This is a genomic window from Streptomyces beijiangensis (assembly GCF_017315755.1).
Taxonomy (GTDB): Bacteria; Actinomycetota; Actinomycetes; order Streptomycetales; family Streptomycetaceae; genus Streptomyces; species Streptomyces beijiangensis.
Genome location: NZ_JAFLRJ010000069.1, coordinates 1 through 19,905, shown reverse-complemented (window position 1 = coordinate 19,905; position 19,905 = coordinate 1). Strand labels below are relative to the sequence as shown.

16 protein-coding genes and 1 pseudogene are annotated in these 19,905 nt (G+C 71.0%); 15 read left to right on the top strand and 2 right to left on the bottom strand.

What is annotated here, in order from left to right; all coding sequences use genetic code 11:
* Positions 1 to 9 precede the first annotated feature (9 nt).
* From J0695_RS08180 to J0695_RS08110, 15 genes are all read left to right on the top strand, one after another.
* Entirely contained in the window at positions 10 to 2,220 is a 2,211-nt protein-coding gene (locus J0695_RS08180) for a bi-domain-containing oxidoreductase (protein WP_206961197.1), read from the top strand.
* On the top strand, positions 2,217 to 4,175 hold the full coding sequence (locus J0695_RS08175; protein ID WP_206961196.1) for an alginate lyase family protein: 1,959 nt from the start codon (positions 2,217 to 2,219) through the stop codon (positions 4,173 to 4,175). The genes J0695_RS08180 and J0695_RS08175 overlap by 4 nt, the downstream gene beginning before the upstream one ends.
* A gap of 11 nt (positions 4,176 to 4,186) precedes the next feature.
* A complete protein-coding gene (locus tag J0695_RS08170) occupies positions 4,187 to 5,719 on the top strand; it encodes a right-handed parallel beta-helix repeat-containing protein (RefSeq protein ID WP_206961195.1) in 1,533 nt (510 codons plus the stop codon).
* Between the two features lies 1 nt (position 5,720).
* Positions 5,721 to 7,052 (top strand): O-antigen ligase family protein, encoded by a 1,332-nt coding sequence (locus J0695_RS08165; protein ID WP_242552364.1) that lies wholly within the window; start codon positions 5,721 to 5,723, stop codon positions 7,050 to 7,052.
* Positions 7,053 to 7,054: 2 nt separating this feature from the next.
* Positions 7,055 to 8,296: a glycosyltransferase gene (locus tag J0695_RS08160; protein WP_206961194.1), complete on the top strand. Its 1,242-nt coding sequence runs from the start codon at positions 7,055 to 7,057 to the stop codon at positions 8,294 to 8,296.
* Complete coding sequence (locus J0695_RS08155) at positions 8,293 to 9,546, top strand: class I SAM-dependent methyltransferase (RefSeq protein WP_206961193.1); 1,254 nt, start codon at positions 8,293 to 8,295, stop codon at positions 9,544 to 9,546. Before J0695_RS08160 ends, J0695_RS08155 begins: the two co-directional genes overlap by 4 nt.
* Positions 9,543 to 10,343 (top strand): glycosyltransferase family protein, encoded by an 801-nt coding sequence (locus J0695_RS08150; RefSeq protein ID WP_206961192.1) that lies wholly within the window; start codon positions 9,543 to 9,545, stop codon positions 10,341 to 10,343. Before J0695_RS08155 ends, J0695_RS08150 begins: the two co-directional genes overlap by 4 nt.
* Positions 10,340 to 10,987: a PIG-L deacetylase family protein gene (locus J0695_RS08145; protein WP_206961191.1), complete on the top strand. Its 648-nt coding sequence runs from the start codon at positions 10,340 to 10,342 to the stop codon at positions 10,985 to 10,987. The genes J0695_RS08150 and J0695_RS08145 overlap by 4 nt, the downstream gene beginning before the upstream one ends.
* Before the next feature lie 6 nt (positions 10,988 to 10,993).
* Positions 10,994 to 12,019, top strand: a complete 1,026-nt coding sequence (locus tag J0695_RS08140) for an NAD-dependent epimerase/dehydratase family protein (RefSeq protein WP_206961190.1) — start codon at positions 10,994 to 10,996, stop codon at positions 12,017 to 12,019.
* Complete coding sequence (locus J0695_RS08135) at positions 12,007 to 13,296, top strand: DUF4910 domain-containing protein (protein ID WP_206961189.1); 1,290 nt, start codon at positions 12,007 to 12,009, stop codon at positions 13,294 to 13,296. Before J0695_RS08140 ends, J0695_RS08135 begins: the two co-directional genes overlap by 13 nt.
* A 5-nt stretch (positions 13,297 to 13,301) precedes the next feature.
* Positions 13,302 to 14,600, top strand: coding sequence for an MATE family efflux transporter (locus tag J0695_RS08130; protein WP_206961188.1), 1,299 nt, complete (start codon positions 13,302 to 13,304; stop codon positions 14,598 to 14,600).
* Positions 14,601 to 14,607: 7 nt separating this feature from the next.
* On the top strand, positions 14,608 to 15,555 hold the full coding sequence (locus tag J0695_RS08125; RefSeq protein ID WP_206961187.1) for a glycosyltransferase family 2 protein: 948 nt from the start codon (positions 14,608 to 14,610) through the stop codon (positions 15,553 to 15,555).
* Positions 15,552 to 16,808, top strand: coding sequence for a polysaccharide pyruvyl transferase family protein (locus tag J0695_RS08120; RefSeq protein WP_206961186.1), 1,257 nt, complete (start codon positions 15,552 to 15,554; stop codon positions 16,806 to 16,808). The genes J0695_RS08125 and J0695_RS08120 overlap by 4 nt, the downstream gene beginning before the upstream one ends.
* Positions 16,805 to 17,356, top strand: coding sequence for a dTDP-4-dehydrorhamnose 3,5-epimerase (gene rfbC / locus J0695_RS08115; protein ID WP_206961185.1), 552 nt, complete (start codon positions 16,805 to 16,807; stop codon positions 17,354 to 17,356). Before J0695_RS08120 ends, rfbC begins: the two co-directional genes overlap by 4 nt.
* A gap of 113 nt (positions 17,357 to 17,469) precedes the next feature.
* A complete protein-coding gene (locus tag J0695_RS08110; RefSeq protein ID WP_242552366.1) occupies positions 17,470 to 18,735 on the top strand; it encodes a glutamate-1-semialdehyde 2,1-aminomutase in 1,266 nt (421 codons plus the stop codon).
* Here J0695_RS08110 and J0695_RS08105 read toward each other — a convergent pair.
* Both J0695_RS08105 and J0695_RS08100 read right to left on the bottom strand, forming a co-directional pair.
* Positions 18,691 to 19,437, bottom strand: coding sequence for a phosphatase PAP2 family protein (locus tag J0695_RS08105; protein ID WP_206961183.1), 747 nt, complete (start codon positions 19,435 to 19,437; stop codon positions 18,691 to 18,693). The genes J0695_RS08110 and J0695_RS08105 overlap by 45 nt on opposite strands.
* 56 nt (positions 19,438 to 19,493) lie before the next feature.
* Positions 19,494 to 19,905: pseudogene (locus tag J0695_RS08100) on the bottom strand (hypothetical protein); the annotation flags it as partial.

Sequence of the window (19,905 nt, the reverse complement as noted above, 5' to 3'; positions counted from 1 at the left end):
AGGACTTCCGTGAAACAGGTTGTGCAGAACTACAAGAGCGGCGAGCTGGCGCTGCTCGACGTGCCGGTGCCGGGGTGCAAGCCCGGTGGTGTGGTGGTCCGCAGCGTCTACTCGCTGATATCCACCGGGACCGAGCTCATGAAGGTGTCCGAGGCCGGTATGTCGATGGTGGGCAAGGCCCGCTCCCGGCCCGACCAGGTGGCGAAGGTCATGCAGAGCGTGGCCACCAACGGGGTGCCCGCCACCTACCGCAAGGTGATGGGCAAACTGGACTCCTACACGCCGCTCGGCTACTCGCTGTGCGGTGTGGTCGAGCAGGTCGGTGCGGGCATCGACGACGTGAAGGTCGGCGACATGGTGGCCTGTGCGGGCAACGAGCATGCCCTGCACGCCGAGTTGAACTGGGTGCCGAAGAACCTCTACGCCGGGATGCCCGACGGCCTCGCGCCGCGCCACGCGGCCTTCGGCACCGTCGGATCGATCGCGCTGCAGGGCATTCGCCAGGGCGAGCCGCAGCTGGGCGAAGTGGCACTGGTCATCGGCCTCGGGCTGATCGGCCAGCTGGTGGTGCAGCTCCTCACCGCTGCGGGAGTCCGCGTCGTCGGCGTCGACCCCGACCCGGTGCGCTGCGAGCTCGCCGAGCGCACGGGCGCCGCGGCCTGCGGCGATCCGGAGTCCAAGGCCGTGGAGAGTGCCGTCGCCGAACTCACCGGCGGGCACGGCGTGGACCAGGTGTACCTGGCCGCCGGCGGCGGCAGCAACCAGCCCGTCGAGCTGGCCGCCCGGCTCTGCAGGGACCGCGGCCGGGTCATCGACATCGGCAAGTGCCGCCTGGACCTGCCGTGGAACGCGTACTACGAGAAGGAACTCGACGTCCGGTTCTCCCGCAGCTACGGACCCGGGCGCTACGACCCCGCGTACGAGCTGGAGGGCCGCGACTACCCGATCGGCTACGTGCGCTGGACCGAGCGCCGCAACCTGGCGTGCTTCCTCGACCTCCTCGCCCGCGGCCGCGTCGACGTGGAGCCGCTGATCTCCCACATCGCCGACTTCGACGACGCCGTCGAGACGTACCAGAAGCTGAAGGACGGCGAACTGAAGGCCGTGGCCGTGCTGTTCCGGTACCCCGGCTCCGCCGGACGGACAGCGCAGGCCGCAGCCCCGACGGTGGCCGTACCCGCGGTGGCTGTGTCCGCTCGAAGCAGGAAGCCGGGTCCGGCCAGGACCGCCGGGACGCCGGTGCGGCTCGCGTTCATCGGCGCGGGGAACTACGCGACCTCGATGCTGCTGCCGCACCTGGCGCGGCGCGACGGCGTCGAGTTGTCGACGGTCGTCACCACGACGGCGCTGTCAGCGGCCAACGCGCAGCGGAAGTTCGGCTTCGCCGAGGCGACCACGGACCTCGACGCCGTGCTCGGCGACAAGTCCATCGACGCGGTGTTCGTGGTCACCCGGCACAGCTCGCACGCCGAACTGACGCGCCAGGCACTCCTCGCCGGGAAGACCGTGTTCGTGGAGAAGCCCCTGGCCCTCACCGAGGACGAACTGGCCGGCGTGCTCGCCGCGGTGGAGGAGTCGGGGAACGACCGGCTGCAGGTGGGCTTCAACCGCCGGTTCGCACCCCTGCTGCAGGAGGCCAGGAAGCGGTTCGGCGACCGGACAGGCCCGGCGAACCTCCGCTATCTGGTCAACGCCGGGAAGCTGCAGCACGGCAGCTGGTATCTCCAACAGGGCACCGAGGGCTCGCGGTTCGCCGGCGAGGGCGGACACTTCATCGACACGGCGAACTGGCTGCTCGGGGCCGACCCGGTCTCGGTGTACGCGGTCGCCACGAAGGGCAACGACGACCTGCAGGTCGTCCTGCGCTATCCGGACGGCTCCACCGCCACCATCAGCTACGTCACCACAGGACCGGCCAGTCTCCCCAAGGAGACGCTCGACCTGGTCGCCGACGGTCGCGCGCTGCGGCTCGACGACTTCGTCAGCGCCTCGGTGTATACGGACGGCGGGGCCGGCCCCAAGAAGTGGGTCAGCTCGCGGCTGCCCAAGGCCCGCGACAAGGGCCAGAACGCCGAACTGGCCGCATTCATCAGGGCCGTACGGACCGGCGGCCCGATGCCGGTGCCGCTGGAGTCCCTCGTCGCCACCACGGCGGCCACCCTCGCCGTGCAGGCCGGCCTGGCCGGCGGTGCGCCCGTGACGCTGGCGGGGCCGCGATGACCATGAGCGCAGGCTGGTACCTGCGGCGGCTGTCCCGGATGGAGCCGCGGGAGGTCGGCGGCCGGGTGGGCGACGCGGTGCGCAGACGCCGGTGGCGGTCGGCTCAGCCCAGCTGCCCGATCGTGACCGGCGCCCGGTTCACCGCGGTATTGCCCGCTGGGACGATCGCAGGCGTACCTTCGGACGCCGCGAAACGTCTCGTCGCCGAGGCTGACCGGCTGATGGACGGGCACGCCGAGTACTTCGGGGTGGTACGCGACGACCTGGCCGACCCGGACTGGTGGCGCGACCCGAAGACCGGGCGCCGCGCTCCGTCGGGCTATGCCTTCGACGTGCCGTACCGGAACGAGGACGCGGTCGGGGACATCAAGCAGATCTGGGAGCTGTCCCGGCACCAGCACCTCACCGTGCTCGCCGCCGCCTACGCGATCACCGGGAACGAGCGGTACGCCGAGCGTGTGGCCGAGCACCTGCGGTCGTGGTGGGCGGCCAACCCACCGCTGCGCGGCGTGCACTGGATCAGCGGCATCGAACTGGGCATCAGGCTGCTCTCCTGGGTGTGGATCCGCCGGCTGCTCGACGGCTGGCAGGGCGCGGCCGGGCTGTTCGAGGACAACCCGGTGGCGCTGAACCAGATCTGGCACCACCAGCGCTGGCTGGCCGCCTTCCCCAGCCGGGGATCTTCGGCGAACAACCACATCATCGCCGAGGCAGCCGGGCAGCTTGCCGCGGCCTGCGCGTTCGGCTGGTTCCCCTCCTCGGCGCGCTGGCGGGCCGACGCGCTGAGGTCGCTGGAGCGGCACCTGCGCGGCAACACCTTCCTCTCCGGCCTCAACCGCGAACTGGCCACCGAATACCACGGGTTGGTGCTGGAACTCGGCCTCGCCGCGGTGGCCGAGGCAGATGCCGCCGGTGTGCCGGTTCCCAGGACCGTCCGCCTCGTACTGCTGCGGATGACCGACGCGCTCGCGGCCGTCGTGGACAACCGGCTGCGGCCGCCGCGACAGGGAGACGCGGACGACGGTCACGGTCTGGTCGTGGACGGTACGGGCACCGACCGCTGGGCCTCGCTCCTCGCCACCGGGGACGCCGTGTTCGGCCGGCTCGACTGGTGGCCGGCCGTCACCGGCACCGATGTGCGCACCTCGCTCCTTGCCGCGCTCATCAAGCCCACGGAACCGACCGTGGTGCGCCCGGCGGACCGACCGGCCCACTTCGCCGACGCGGGGCTCACCATCCTGCGCGGTCCACAAGAGATCTGGTGCCGCTGCGACGGGGGCCCGCACGGCTTCCTGTCCATCGCCGCACATGCCCACGCGGACGCGCTGTCCGTGGAGGTCCGGCACGACGGGGTCGATGTCCTCGCCGACCCCGGGACCTTCTGCTATCACGGGCAGCCCAAGTGGCGGCAGTACTTCCGGTCGACCCTCGGTCACAACACCCTGCAGCTGGACGGCGACGACCAGTCCGTCTCGGGCGGCCCGTTCCTCTGGACCCGGCATGCCCGCAGCCGCGTACTCGACACGGGAAAGGACCGCTGGAGTGCCGAGCACGACGGCTACGAGCACTCCGTGCACCGCCGCCGGGTGGAGCTGACCGCCGAAAGCCAGGAGCTGCGGGTGGTCGACGAGGTGCGCGGTCCGAGCCGCGCAGTGCGCCTGGCATTCCACCTCGGCCCGGCGATCGCCGCGGACCTGGTGGGCGACCGGGCCGTACTCACCTGGAAGTGCGACGGCGAGGACCGCCGAGCGGTGCTCGACCTGCCCGGCCAGTTGTCCTGGCGGGCGCACCGCGGCGAGAGCGACCCGCCGCTGGGCTGGTACTCCGCCGGATTCGGGCGCAAGGAGCCCTCCACGACGCTGGTCGGCACAGGCACCTGCACCGACTCCGACACCGACACGGACACCGCCGACGGCACGGAGGGCTTCACCACCGTGCTCAGGTTCCGGGGCTAGGGGGCGGGCACATGGGGATCAAGAAGCGGAACTGGGCGTGGGCGGCGGCACCGCTGGTGCTGGCCCTGATGACGACGACCGGTTGCGAGAGCACGTCGGACGCCGCCGCGCCGAAGCCGACCGCTGCGACGCCGGCCACACCCGTACCCGTGGCCTCGGTGTGCGCCAATCCCGAGCCCGGGCCGGCGAAGGCGCCGGCGGGCGCGGTGACGGTCGACCCCGCAGTGGTCGGCGACCTGGCAGCGAAGACCAAGAGCAGCCCTCCGGGCACCACGTTCTGGCTTCGGCCTGGCAAGCACAGGCTCGACGCGGACCGCTTCGCCCAGGTCATCCCCAAGAAGGGGGACCACTACCTCGGCGCGCCGGGCGCGGTGTTCGACGGGGGCAAGAAGAACCAGTACGCGTTCGGTGGCAACGCCGACGATGTCACCATCCGCCACCTGACCGTGCAGCACTTCGTCGCGCCGCAGGACGAGGGCGTGGTCAACCACGACTCGGCCGACGGGTGGGTCATCGAGCACGCGACGATCCAGTACAACTCCGCCGCCGCACTGATGGCCGGTTCCCGTCAGCAGGTCCGAGCCAGCTGTCTGCGCGAAAACGGCCAGTACGGCATGAACGCGTACAAGGGCAGCGGCCGGCTCAGCGGTCTGGTGCTCGAGGGCAACGAGATCGTGGGCAACAACACCGGCGACTGGGAGCGGAAGCGCAAGGGCTGCGGTTGTACCGGAGGTGTGAAGTTCTGGGCGGTCAACGGCGCCGACGTGCGCGGCAATTGGGTGCACGACAACCGCGGAACAGGGTTGTGGGCGGACACCAACAACAACGACTTCCTCATCGAGAAGAACGTGATCGAGGCCAACGACGGTGCCGCACTGATCTACGAGACCAGCTACAACGCGGTCATCCGGGACAACACGATCCGGCGGAACAACTGGGTCGAGGGCCGCAAGTCGGCCGAGGCCGGCGACACCTTCCCGTTCGCCACCGTCTACATCTCCGAGTCCGGCGGCGAACCACGGGTCAAAGCCCGCACCGCCAAGATCGAGATCTACCGGAACGTGCTGGAGAACAACTGGTCCGGGATCACCCTGTGGGAAAACGCCGACCGGTTCTGCAACAGCCCGGCCAACACCTCGTCCGGTGACTGCACGCTGCTGGTGAAGAGCACCGACCGCTGCGCGAAGCCGGCGATCGCCAAGCCCCCGCTGTACGCCGACTGCCGGTGGAAGACCCAGCGGGTGGACATCCACGACAACCGCTTCGTGCTGGACATGTCCGTCGTCAAGTGCACGGAGAAGTGCGACCGCATGGCGGTCCTCTCCAACTACGGCACCTATCCGGACTGGTCGCCGTACAAGGGTGACCGGGTGGCCGAGGAGATCACCCGCGAGCAGCACAACCGCTGGCACGACAACGCCTACGTCGGACCGTGGAAATTCGTCGCCCAGGACATGAGCCGGGTCCTCACCTCCGCGGAGTGGCAGGGCGCGCCGTACCAGCAGGACCAGGACAGCACCTTCCGCGCAGGGACCGGTGGTTGAGATGGGCGGAGAGCTGGGGCGCGTCGGGCCGCAGGGCGGACCGGACACGGCTGAGACGCCGGACGTGGCGGACGTGGCGGACACGAGGCCCGTCGACGTGCCGAGCCCGGCCGGTACACCGAGGAGCGTCGGCATCGTCTGGGGGCTGCTGATCCTCAACACGCTCGGATCCGCCGGGGCGAAGACCATCATCCCGCTGCCCCGCTCCCTCATCCAGATGGCCACCATGGGCGCGCTGGTCGCCGCGTTCGCGCTGGCGCTCGCCGCCAATCTCCGGCTGCGCATGCGCGCCAGCGCCTACGTGTTCCTGCTCACCCTGCTGCTGGTGCCGAGCGTGATCTCCAGCGCGAACCTGGAGTCCGGGTTCGGCGCGCTGTTCCGCTGCGCCCGGCTGTCCCTCTTCGTCGGCACGCTGTGGCTGCTGAGCCGCTGGTGGCCCGGCGGCCTGACGTTCGTCCGCCACCACATCCGGGTGTACTTCGCGGTGCTCGGGACCGTGGCTGCCGGCCTGGTCATCTCACCGGGCGCGGCCCTGCCCGACCTCTACGGCGGCCGCCTCGTCGGTGCGTTGTGGCCGCTCACCCCGCCGCAGATCGGACAGTACGCCGCGGTGATCATCGGTCTCACCGTGCTGCTCGCGCTGGACCGCCGGACCGACAAGGCCAGTGCGACGCTGGTCATCGTGCCGTCGCTCGTCCTGCTCGCACTGACCCATACCCGGACGGCCACGCTCGGCCTGTTCATCGGGCTTGCCCTGGCGATCTGCTCGCTCCTCCTGACCAGCGCCGCGGCCCGCCGGTTCTTCACCTGGACGGTGCTGACCGTCGTGGTGGCCGCGGTGGGTTTCGCCTCCGCCCTCCAGGCATGGTTCCTGCGCGGACAGAGTCAGGAGAACTTCTCCAACCTCACCGGCCGGGCCAAGGTCTGGGACGCCCTTCTCGCCGCGCCCCGGACGGCCGGGGAGCAGGCGTTCGGGATGGGCCTGGGAGACAAGTCGTACGCCGGACTGCCGATCGACAACAGCTGGCTGGCCGTCTACCAGGAACAGGGTCTGATCGGCGTCGGTCTGGTGGCGGCGATCATCCTCGTGCTCGGCGGCGTCGCACTGCTGCGGCCGCCGTCACTGCAGCGGGCCTGCGCGATCTTCCTGATCAGCTACTGCGCGATCGCGTCGTACACCGAGGCCGGCCTCGGCGACGCCTCGCCGTACCTGCTGCATCTGGCCCTGGCCGCCTCGCTGTTGGCGGCACCTGCCGAGGCCGACCCCCTCTCGGCGCCCGCAACTCTTCGACGACGTATCCCGCGCTGGGCCCGGGATCGGGAGGTGACTTGAGCATGTACGTCCTCGTGGTGCACAACCGCTACGCCTCGGCGCAGCCGAGCGGCGAGAACAAGGTCGTCGACCAGGAGGTGGAGCTGCTGCGCGCGGCCGGCCACCGGGTCGAGGTGTTCGAGCGGCGCAGTGACGACATCGCCTCGCTGTCCCTGCTCGCCAAGGCCGCGCTGCCGCTCCGTGTGCCGTGGAACCCGGCGGTCCGCACCGAACTCGCCGCCCGGCTCCGCACCGACCGGCCGGACATCGTCCACGTCCACAACGTCTTCCCGCTCCTGTCGCCCGCGGTCCTCGCCGCCTGCGCCGACGCCGGCGTGCCCGCCGTCGCGACGCTGCACAACTACACCCAGGTCTGCCCGCCCGGCACGCTGCAGCGGGACGGCCGGCCGTGCACCGAGTGCGTCGGCTCGACGCCGCTGCCCGCCGTACGGCACGGCTGCTACCGCAACTCCCGCCTGGCGACGGTGCCGCTCGCGGTCAGCCTGTCCGTCAACCGGCGGCGGTGGTGGTCGGGCGTGGAGCGGTTCCTCTGCATCTCCGGGGCGCAGCGCGACGTCCTGGTGCGGGCCGGCATGCCGGCCGAGCGCCTGGCGGTGAAGCACAACTTCGTGCCCGACCCGGACGCCCGCCGCGAAGGTGAAGGCGAGCATCTGCTCTTCCTGGGCCGGCTCGCGGAGACCAAGGGCGTACGGCTGCTCATGGCCGCGTGGGACGAGATCGCCGCGAGCGGTGGTGTGGGCGTGCCGCTCGTGATCGCCGGCGCCGGTCCGCTGGAGGACGAGGTGACCGCCTGGGCGGCGGGCCGGGGCGACGTGCGCCACGTCGGCCTGTACGACACGGCGGAGTGCCAGAAGGCCATCGCGCGCTCGGTCGCCGTGGTGGCTCCCTCGACATGGCTGGAGGCGTTCGGCCTGGTCGTCGTCGAGGCGATGGCGGCCGGGGTCCCGGCCGTCGCCGCCGGTCACGGCGCCTTCGTCGAACTCGTCGAGGACGGGGTGACCGGGCTGCTGCACCGGCCGGGCGAGAGCGCCTCGCTCGCGTCGTGCATACGCCGGATCACGGCAGGCCCTGACCGTAACCGGGAGATGGGGCAGGCAGCACGGCGCCGCTACGAGCAGGGCTTCAGCCCGGCCGTCGGCCTGGAGCGCCTGGTGGAGGAGTACCGCACCGCGATCGCGGGTCGGTCAGTACAGACTCGCAGCGGGGACACCCGCGCGAGCAGGGGGGATGGGGACAGCACATGACTCAATGCCGACTCTGCGGCTCGGAAGCGATGACGAGCGTCGTCGATCTCGGGGCGACGCCGCCATGTGAGAGCTTTCTCGCCGCGGACCAACTGGACAGGGCGGAACCGGCGTACCCGCTGCATCTGCGGGTCTGCACCGACTGCTGGCTGGCGCAGATACCGCCGCTGATCACGCCGGAGGAGACGTTCAGCGAGTACGCGTACTTCTCCTCCTTCTCGACCTCCTGGGTGGAGCACGCGCGCACGTTCGTCGAGGACGCCGTGCAGCGGGTGGGCCTGGGCCCCGATGCTTTCGTGGCCGAGGTCGCGAGCAACGACGGATACCTGCTGCGGCACGTGGTGGACCGGGGGATCCGCTGCCTGGGCATCGAACCGTCGGTCAACGTCGGCGCCGCGGCGCGTGACGCGGGGGTGCCCACGCTCACGGCGTTCCTGAGCCCGGACACGGCCGCGGCCGTCCGCGAGGAGCACGGCCCGGCGGACCTGGTCGTCGCCAACAACGTGTACGCGCACATTCCCGACGTCATCGGGTTCACCCAGGGGCTGCGTGCCCTGGTGGCCGACGACGGCTGGGTCTCCATCGAGGTGCAGCACCTGCTGACGCTGATCGAGGAGAACCAGTACGACACGATCTACCACGAGCACTTCCAGTACTACACGGTCGCCTCCGCGATCCGGGCCCTCGCCAGCGGTGGACTCGCCCTCGTCGACGTCGAGTTGCTGCCCACGCACGGCGGATCCATCCGGCTGTGGGCCCGGCCGGCCGAGGTGGCCGGCGAGCCGACCGCGCGCGTGGCCGACGTGCTGGCGCGGGAGAAGGCCGCCGGACTGCAGGAGCTGTCCGGGTACACCGAGTTCTCCGCGCGGGTGGCCAAGGTGCGCCGGGACCTCCTGAAGTTCCTCATCGCGGCGGCCGAGCGCGGCGAGACGGTCGTCGGCTACGGCGCCCCGGGCAAGGGCAACACCCTGCTCAACCACTGCGGCATCCGCCCCGACCTGCTCGCCTATACGGTCGACCGCAACCCGTACAAACACGGCAGGTTCACCCCGGGCACCCGCATTCCGATCCTGCCGCCCGAGCAGATCGCCGCGGACAAGCCGGACTACGTACTCGTCCTCCCGTGGAACCTGCGGGCCGAGCTGGTCGAGCAGCTGTCGTACGTGCACGAGTGGGGCGGCCGCCTTGTCTTCCCCATCCCGGAACTGAGCATCGTCGACGTGGCGTACGTGAAAGAGGTCACAGCATGAAGGTCGTCCTGTTCTGCGGCGGTTACGGGATGCGCATGCGCAGCGGAGCCGGCGTCTACGATGAAGCGCCCAAGCCGATGGCGATGGTCGGTCCCAGGCCGCTGATCTGGCACGTCATGCGCTACTACGCGCACTTCGGGCACACGGAGTTCATCCTGTGCCTCGGCTACGGCGCCCATCACATCAAGGACTTCTTCCTCAACTACGAGGAGACGACGTCCAACGACTTCGTGCTGCGCGGCGGCCGGACCGAACTGCTGTCCACCGACATCTCGGACTGGACGATCACGTTCGCGCAGACCGGCATCGAGTCACCGATCGGGGAGCGGCTGCGCCGGGTGCGCCACCACTTGGACGGCGACGAGATGTTCCTCGCCAACTACGCCGACGTGCTCACCGATGCCCCGCTGCCGGTGATGATCGACCGTTTCTCCCGGCGTGACGCCGGGGCGTCGATGATGGTGGTGCCGCCGCAGTCCTCGTTCCACTGCGTGGAGTTGGGCGAGGACGGCCTCGTCGGGGGCATCACCCCGGTGAGCGAACTGCCGATGTGGGAGAACGGCGGCTACTTCGTGCTCCGCCAGGAAATCTTCGACCACATACCGGAGAACGGCGACCTGGTCGCCGACGGATGCGCCCAACTGGCCAAGCAGGGAAGGCTGGTGGCGCACCAGCACCGCGGCTTCTGGAAGCCGACCGACACCGTGAAGGAGCGGGCCGCGCTCGACTCCGCCTACGCCAGGGGCGACCGCCCGTGGGCCGTATGGGAGCGGGACAACTCCGGGGTGGGCGCGTGATCCGACTCGGCGGCGGGCCGGTGGAGCGGATCGTCGCGGTGGGCGCGCACTGCGACGACATCGCCATCGGCGCCGGCGGCACGCTGCTCACGCTGTGCCTCGCGCGGCCGGGTGTGCGCGTCGACGCCCTGGTGCTCTCGGGTGGCGGCAGCGAGCGCGAGCAGGAGGAGCGGGCCGCGCTCGCCGCCTTCTGCCCGGGCGCCGACCTGCGGCTGACCGTGCTCAAACTCCCCGACGGCCGGATGCCCGTGCACTGGGACGAGGCCAAGGCCGCGGTCGAGGAACTGCGTGCGGGGACCGATCCTGACCTGATCCTGGCCCCGCGCACCGATGACGCGCACCAGGACCACCGCGGGCTGGCGCAGCTCATACCCACCGCGTTCCGCGACCACCTCGTCCTCGGCTACGAGATCGTCAAGTGGGACGGCGATCTCGGCCGCCCGGTGGCGTACCAGCCGCTCTCGCCCGAGACCGCCGAACAGAAAGTGCAGCTGTTGCAGGAGCACTATGCCTCGCAGCGGCACCGGCCCTGGTACGACCGCGAGGCCTTCCTCGGTCTCGCCCGCATCCGCGGAATCGAATGCCACGAGCGCTATGCAGAGGCGTTCGCCGTCACCAAACTCATTCTCAACCTGGGGGGTTGAACCACCTTGCGAGTACTGCTGACCGGACACCAAGGCTATCTGGGCACCGTGATGGCCCCGGTCCTCGCCGCCGCCGGACACGAGGTCGTCGGTCTCGACGCCGGCCTGTTCGCCGACTGCGTCCTTGGCCCGCCTCCCGCGGACCCGTCGGGGCACCGGGTGGACCTGCGCGACGTCACGGCCGAACACGTGGCCGGGATCGACGCCGTGATCCACCTGGCCGCGCTCTCCAACGACCCGCTGGGATCACTGGCGCCCGACCTCACCTACGACATCAACCACCACGCGTCCGTACGCCTTGCCAGGCTGGCCCGCGACGCCGGAGTGCGGCGCTTCCTGTACGCGTCGACCTGCTCGGTGTACGGGGCATCCGGCGGCAGCGGCCTGGTCGCCGAGGACGCCCCACTGCGCCCGGTGACGCCGTACGCCGAGTCCAAGGTGCGGGTGGAGGACGACCTGCACGCCCTGGCCGACGGCGACTTCACCCCGGTGTACATGCGCAACGCCACCGCCTTCGGCTACTCGCCGCGGCTGCGCGCCGACATCGTCCTCAACAACCTGGTGGGCCACGCGCTCCTGTCCGGTGAGGTCCTGGTGCTCTCCGACGGCACCCCCTGGCGCCCGCTGGTGCACGCGGCCGACATCGCCCGGGCCTTCACGGCCGCGCTGGACGCGCCGCGCGAAGCGGTGCACGACCGGGCGTTCAACATCGGCAGCGAGATCAACAACGTCACGGTCGCCCAGATCGCCGAGCAGGTCGCCGAGGCGGTGTCCGGCGCGAAGGTGGTCATCACCGGGGAGGCCGGTGCCGATCCGCGGTCCTACCGGGTGGACTTCTCCCGGTTCCGTACCGCGATTCCCGGCTTCGACTGCGAGTGGACGGTGAAGGCCGGCGCCCTCGAACTCGCCGACGCCTACCGCAAACACGGGCTGACCTCGCAGGACTTCGAGCGGCGCTTCACCCGCCTCGCCGTGCTGCGCGCGGCGTCCGAGGCCGGCACCGTCGACGACACCCTGCGGTGGCGCCGATGACAGCGACCGGCGAGCAGATGCACGCCCTGGTGGAGCGGCTGTACCCGCTCTGCCGGAGCATCACCGGCGACGGCGTGCGCGCCACCCTGGACATCGTCGGCGAGTTCATCCCGCTCCAGGTGCATGAGATCCCGACCGGTACGCAAGTGCTCGACTGGACGGTGCCGCAGGAGTGGAACATCAGGGACGCGTACATCGCGGACTCCACAGGCCGCCGGGTCGTCGACTTCGCCGCGTCCAGCCTGCATGTGCTCGGCTACAGCGTCCCGGTCTCGGCGACCATGCAACTGGCCGAGCTCCGGAGTCACTTGCACACCTTGCCGGACCACCCGGCCTGGGTGCCGTACCGCACCAGCTACTACACACCGGAATGGGGGTTCTGCCTGGCCCAGGAGACCCTGGACGCGATGGAGGACGGTGAGTACGAGGTGCGCATCGACTCCACCCTCGCCGACGGCCATCTCACCTATGCCGAGCACGTGGTCCCCGGGCAGGTCTCCGACGAGGTGATCGTCTCCTGCCACGTCTGCCATCCGTCGCTGGCCAACGACAACCTGGCGGGCATCGCCGTGGCGACGTACCTGGCCAGGGCGCTGGCCGAATCCGGGCAAACCCCGTACTACACCTACCGGTTCATCTTCGCGCCCGGCACCATCGGGGCGATCACCTGGCTGGCCCGCAACGCGGAGCGGGTGGAGAGGGTCAAGCACGGCCTGGTGCTCGCATGCGCCGGCGACCGGGGCCGGCTCACGTACAAGCAGAGCAGACGCGGCGACGCCGAGATCGACCGGGTGATGCGACACGTCCTCTCCGACTCCGAACGGCCGCACGATGTAAAGGAGTTCACTCCATACGGCTACGACGAGCGGCAGTTCTGCTCGCCCGGGTTCGACCTCGGTGTGGGCTCGCTCAGCCGTACGCCGTACGCCGGCTACCCCGAGTACCACACCTCGGCGGACAACCCGGACTTCGTCTCCCCGGAGGCGATGGAGGACACCCTCGCCGTCTGCCGCGAGGCGTTCGCCGTCCTCGACCGCAACCGGCGGTACCTCAACCTCAGCCCCTACGGCGAACCACAGCTGGGCCGCCGCGGGCTGTACGACGCGCTCGGCGGCCGCAGCGACACCAAGCAGGCCCAGATGGCCATGCTCTGGGTGCTCAGCCTCGGCGACGGCGAGCACAGTCTCCTCGACGTCGCCGAGCGGTCCGCTCTGCCGTTCGACACCGTCGCCGCCGCGGCCGACGCCCTGCACGGCGCCGGGCTGGTCAAGGCCTGACGCCGATGACCATCGAGGGGGAGAGGACGACGGGAGCGGACCGGTCCGCCCGGCGGGCCGTCGTCGGCCGGCTGTCCTGGGGGCTGGCCGACCAGGCGGCCTCCAGCATCAGCAACTTCGTGGTGGGCATCTACGTCGCCCGCTCGCTGGGGGTGCTCGCGTTCGGCGCGTTCAGCCTCGCCTGGGTGACCTACGGCGTGGTGCTCAACGTCTCCCGCGGCCTCGCCACCGATCCGCTCGTGGTGCGCTTCAGCGGCGTGTCGCAGGCGTCCTGGCGCGGGGCGGTGGCCCGGTCGTCGGGTACCGCACTCTGCGTGGGCACGGCCATCGGCGCGGTGTGCCTGGTGGCCGGGCTCACTCTCGGCGGCCGGGTGGGGCCCGCGTTCGCCTGCCTCGGCGTCATGCTGCCCGGGCTGCTGCTCCAGGACGCCTGGCGGTTCTCCTTCTTCGCCGCAGGTGCCGGTCGCAAGGCGTTCGTCAACGACGTCGTGTGGGCCGTCGCCCTCGTCCCTGCCATGGTGGTGGCGGCCCGCGCGGGCACCGTGGCCGGCTTCGTGCTCGCCTGGGGTGCGTCCGCCACGGTGGCGGCGGGGTACGGCTGGTTCCAGTCCGGTATCCGGCCCCGGGTGACCGGGGCGCGCGACTGGCTTCGCGAGCAGCGCGACCTCGGCTACCGGTACCTGGTCGAAAACGTCAGTCTCAGCGGCGCGAACCAGCTGCGGGCGTACGGGCTCGGCGCGATAGTCGGGATCGGCGCGGTGGGTGCGGTCCGGGGAGCCGAGCTCCTGCTCGGCCCGTTCCTCGCCGTGCTGATGGGGCTTTCGCTGGTCACCGTCCCGGAGGCGGCACGGGTGCTGCGGCAGGCCCCGCACCGTCTCGGCACGTTCTGCCTCGTACTGGGAGGCGGGCAGGCCACCGCCGCGCTGCTCTGGGGCGGGGTGCTGCTGCTGATGCCGGACCGGCTCGGCGAGTTCGTGCTCGGCGACGTCTGGAACTCCTCCTCGCACCTCATCGTGCCGGTCACCCTCGCCGTCGTGGGCGCCGGCCTCGGCACCGGCGCGGCGGCCGGGCTGCGCGCGCTCGGCGCGGCCCGGCACAGCCTGCGCTCCCAATTGTTCGCCTCCGCCTTCTATGTGAGCGGCGGACTCGGCGGGGCGGCCCTCGCCGGAACGGTCGGCTCGGCCTGGGGCGTCGCCACCGCGACCCTCGGCGGCTCGGCCGTGTGGTGGCTGCACCTGCGTTCCGCCCTCCGCGAGCGCGACCCCCACACCATCTCCAACACCCCCACGCCATCTCCAAAGTGAGGACCTCATGACCGCCCAACCCAGGCTGAGCATCGGCCTTCCCGTGTACAACGGCGAGGAGTACCTGGCCGAGTCGTTGGACGCCCTCCTCGGTCAGACCTACGAGGACTTCGAACTGGTCGTCTCCGACAATGCCTCGACCGACGGGACCGAGGAGATCTGCCGCACGTACGCGGCTCAGGACTCACGCATCCGCTACCTCAGACTGCCCCGGAACATCGGCGCGACGCCGAACCACAACCGGGTGTTCGACGAGTGCCGGAGCGAGCTGTTCAAGTGGGCCTCGCACGACGACCTGTACGCAAGGGACCTCCTGCGGCGCTGTGTCGAGGCGCTGGACGAGCGTCCTGACGTGATCCTCGCGCACAGCGACCAGGCGATCATCGACGGCGCCGGCCAGGTGACGGTCCCGTACGAGTACAAGCTCACCACCGGCTCCCCGCACGCACCGGAGCGCTTCCGCAGCCTGCTGTTCGAGCCCGGTGGGGACGACTTCTACGGGGTGATCCGGGCCGACGTACTGCGCCGGGTGAAGCCGTTGGACAGCTACCACCACGCGGACCGTACGTTCGTCGCCGAGATCGCGCTGCACGGGCGCTTCCACCAGGTGCCCGAGCTGCTGTACTTCCGCCGTGACCACCCCACCCGCGCCGAGCGGGCGAACCCGTCGAAGCGCTCCCGGTGCGTCAACCTGGACCCGCGCCGGGCAGGCCCGCTGCACCCGACGCCCCGGCTGCTCGCCGAGTACCTCTGGGGCTTCGCCTCGGCGATCCGGCGGGCGCCGTTGTCCCGGGCCGACCGGCGGGCGTGCCACCGCCACTTCGCCGCATGGATGACCAGCCGGGTCCGGCCTGGCGCCGGCGAGCGGGTCGAGGACCGCGCCTCGGTCGACCCGGCCGAGCTCACCGTCTCCCTCGACGCCCTTGTCGCCGGCCGTGAGCGGAGGCAGGTGTGACATCCGCGAAGGAAACTTCCGTGCGCGTCGGGGTGTTCGGCCTGCTGGGCTCCGGCAACCTCGGCAACGACGGATCGCTCGAAGCCGTGCTCGGCCACCTGCGCGCCGAGCACCCGGAGGCGGTCGTGGACGCGCTGTGCGGCGGAGCCGAGGTCGTCGCGGCCCGGTACGGCATCCCCGCGACGCGGCTGCACTGGTACCGGGGCGAGTACCGGACCGCGTCACGTGCGGGCGCGATCGCGGGAAAGGGTCTGGGTAAACTCCTCGACCCTGTCCGCACCGCCGCCTGGGTGCGCCGGCACGACGTGGTGATCGTGCCGGGCATGGGCGTGCTGGAGGCCACGCTGCCGCTGCGGCCGTGGGGCTTCCCGTACTCCCTGTTCCTGCTCTGCGCGAGCGGCCGGCTGCTGCGTACCCCGGTCGCGCTGGTCGGCGTCGGGGCCGCACCGATCGGCAACCGGCCGACCCGGGCCCTGGTGCGCTGGTCGGCGCGGCTGGCCGCCTACCGCTCGTACCGGGACGCCCCGTCCCGCGACGCGATACGGGAGATGGGCGTGGACACCGCGCGCGACGAGGTCCACCCTGACCTCGCGTTCGCGCTGCCTTCGCCCCGGACGAGCGCGCCATCGGGTCCGCCGGGAGCGGTCTGCGTCGGCGTCATGGACTTCCACGGCGGCAACGACGACCGGGCCAGGGCCGACGAGATCCACCGGCGCTATCTCGACGGGATGATCCGGTTCGTCCGCGCGCTGGTCGAGGACGGCAGGCCGGTCCGCCTGCTCACCGGCGACACGTGCGATGCGTCGGTGGTCGCCGCGATCCTCGACGCCGTGGACTCGCCGCTGGTCACCGACGCCGAGGTGACCTCGCTGGCCGATCTGATGAAGGAGACGGCGGCTGCCGACACCGTGGTGGCCACCCGCTACCACAACCTGATCTGCGCGCTGAAGGCCGGCACACCGACGCTCGCCCTCAGTTACGCGGCGAAGAGCGAGGCGCTCATGGAACGGATGGGCCTCGGCGCGTACTGCCATCCCGCCCGTGAGGTCGACGCCGGCCAACTGCTGGAACAGTTCAGGGAGTTGGAGCAGCGATCGGCAGAGCTGCGACAGACCCTCGCCGAGCGGAACCTGGTCGCCGCCCGTCAGATCGAGGAGCATCTCACCGCCCTGACCGCCGCCTTGTTTCCCGCCACCGGCCACACCCACACCCACACCCACGCACACGCACACGCAGAGCGGAAGACACGATGAAAGCGACCGGAGTCCCGGAGATCGCGGGCGCATACCTCTTCGAGCCGACGCCGTACGCGGACGAACGCGGCTTCTTCTGCCGCACCTTCGACGCCGATGCGGTCCGCTCGGTGGGCCTCGACCCGAACTCCTTCGTCCAGGACAGCCTGTCCCGCTCGGTCCGGGGCGTGCTGCGCGGGCTGCATCTGCGCTCCGGCGCAGGCGAGGCCAAGCTGGTGCGGTGCTCGTACGGGAAGATCTTCGACGTCGTGGTGGACCTGCGGCCGGACTCGCCGACGTACCGCAACCGGGCGTTCTTCGAGCTGTCCGGCGAGACGCAGGCGACCCTCTACATTCCCGCGGGGTGTGCGCACGGCTTCCAGGCGCTGACCGCGACCGCGGACACCTCGTACCGGATCGACCGCCCGCACGATCCGGCCGAGGACGTGACGATCGCCTTCGACGACCCGGAACTCGCCATCCCCTGGCCGCTGCCGGCCGTATCGATGTCGCAGCGGGACCGGGAGGCACCGAGCCTGGCAGAGGTCCTGAAGCACACAGAGAAGTGAGGTCCGGCGTGGACACTGAACACACCGAACAAACCGAACAAACCGAACACACCGAAGGCGCCGAGGAGTTCCTCCTGCCCCGGTCGCGTGCGGCGAACGAGCGGCTGCACGCCATGATCCCCGGAGGCGCGCACACCTACGCCAAGGGCGACGACCAGTACCCCGAGCAGCTGGCCCCGGTCATCAGCCATGGCCGCGGTGCCCACGTGTGGGACATCGACGGCAACCGCTACATCGAGTACGGCTCCGGCCTGCGGTCGGTCAGCCTCGGCCATGCCCACCCGCGCGTGAACGAGGCGGTGCGCCGGGAACTCGACCGCGGCAGCAACTTCGTCCGGCCCTCCGTCGTCGAGGTCGAGGCCGCGGAGCGTTTCCTGGCCACGGTGCCGACCGCCCAGATGGTGAAATTCGCAAAGAACGGCTCCGACGCCACCACCGCCGCGGTGCGCCTCGCCCGCGCCTTCACCGGACGCGCGCGGGTGGCCATCTGCGGTGACCATCCGTTCTTCTCCGTCGACGACTGGTTCATCGGCACCACGCCGATGTCCGCCGGCATCCCGGCGGCGACCACCGAGCTCACGGTGGCGTTCCCGTACGGAGACCTGACCGCCACCGAGGAACTGCTCACCCGGTACGAGGGCGAGATCGCCTGTCTGATCCTGGAGCCTGCGGGGCAGACCGAGCCTCCGCCTGGCTACCTCGCGGGCCTGCGCGAACTCGCCGACCGGTACGGCTGCGTACTGATCTTCGACGAGATGATCACCGGCTTCCGCTGGTCGGAGGCGGGCGCCCAGGGCCTGTACGGCGTCGTACCCGACCTCTCCACGTTCGGCAAGGCGCTGGGCAACGGGTGCGCCGTCTCCGCGTTGGCCGGGCGCCGCGACCTGATGGAGTGGGGCGGGCTACGTCACTCCGGTGCCCGGGTGTTCCTGCTGTCCACCACCCACGGCGCCGAAACGCACTCCCTGGCGGCCGCCATGGCTGTGCAGACCGTCTACACCGAAGAGGGCATCACGGCGCAACTGCACGCCATCGGCGAGCGGTTGGCCGCAGGTGTACGCGATGCCGCGGCCGTTACGGGCGTCGGCGATCACCTCGTCGTCCGGGGCCGGGCCAGCAACCTGGTCTTCGCCACGCTCGACGAGAACGGGCAGCCGTCGCAGCAGTACCGCACTCTGTTCCTGCGCCGGCTCCTCGCGGGCGGGGTGCTGGCCCCGTCGTTCGTGGTGAGCAGCGCGCTCAGCGATGCCGACATCGAGCACACCGTCGAGGTGGTGGCCCAGGCATGTGCGGTGTACCGCAAGGCACTTGACGCCGCCGACCCCACACCCTGGCTAGGAGGGCGGCCGGTGAAGCCCGTCTTCCGCCGCTTGGTGTGACGTGAGGTGCGCCACCCGGTCGACCAGCCACGCGGCAGCCGGGGTCACCGCCAGCGCGGTGCACCAGCCGCCGAGGACGTCGGTCGGGTAGTGCGCGCTCAGGGCGACCTGTGCCCAGCCCATGGCGGCGCCGGCCGCCAGTGCCGCGGCAAGCACGAGCAATGTGCCGGCCGTCCTGCCGAAGCCCAGCCGACCGGCCGCCAGCAGCGCCACCACGTAGGCGAGTGCGGTGGCGAAGGCGGTGTGCCCGCTCGGATAGGACAGGTTGTCGGCACCGTGGATGGTACGTCCCACCAGGTGCTTGAGCAGTGTGGTCGTGCCGATGGCGAGAGCGGCGCCGACAACGGCGAGCGCCAATGCGCGGGGCTGCCTGAGCAGCAGGCAGCCCGTCACGGCGGCCACGAGCAGCACCGCCGCTCCGGCGGGCTCCCCGAAGAAGTCCAGGGCCAGAGCGACGTTCCGCCACGGCGGCCGTATGCTGTCCGAGGTCGGCAGGACGAACCACCTGTCCACCCTGCCGGGCTCGCTGTGGCCCGCGTACAGGACCCCGAGTGCGACGACCACCAGCGTGGCGAGGAACGCGGTCAGCCCGAGCCGTGCGCGCAGCGCGGGTGGCAGCGCGGCGGGCGCCGGCCGGACGGTCGCTTCCGGATCCGCTTCTGGCAGGCGATCCAACGCGAGCCCCCCCGTCGTGTCCGACATACCCTCCCATGAGGGTAACTGCCCGGGCTCGAAGGCGTCTTGGGGCCCTGTGCGGATCAGGCGCCCGTGCTCACCAGTTCGTCGGCCGGGCCGTTCGCGGGCCGGACGGCGCCCTCCGTGTCCAGGACGAACAGCGGGATGCGGAGCTCCTCGGCGCGGGCCCGCGTGTCGTCCGCGTACCCGGTCAGGGAGAAGAAGACGGTACGTGACGAGCTGTTCAGGCCGTGCAGCCAGAGGCACTCGATGTCGCGGAGCGCGGCGGGCCGGGTGGCCGGGTCGACCGTGGCGATCAGGCCGGGGCCGCGCAGATCGATGCCGGTGGCCGGGCGCTTTCCCGGTGTGGCGGTCGCCACGACGTCCGGGAAGCCCAGCCAGCCGAGATAGCGCGAGGCGGCGGTGACGGCGTCGTACGCGGTGCGTACCGGCTCCGGACGGAAGGCCGGGCGGGGAGTGGATGCGGTACGGGGC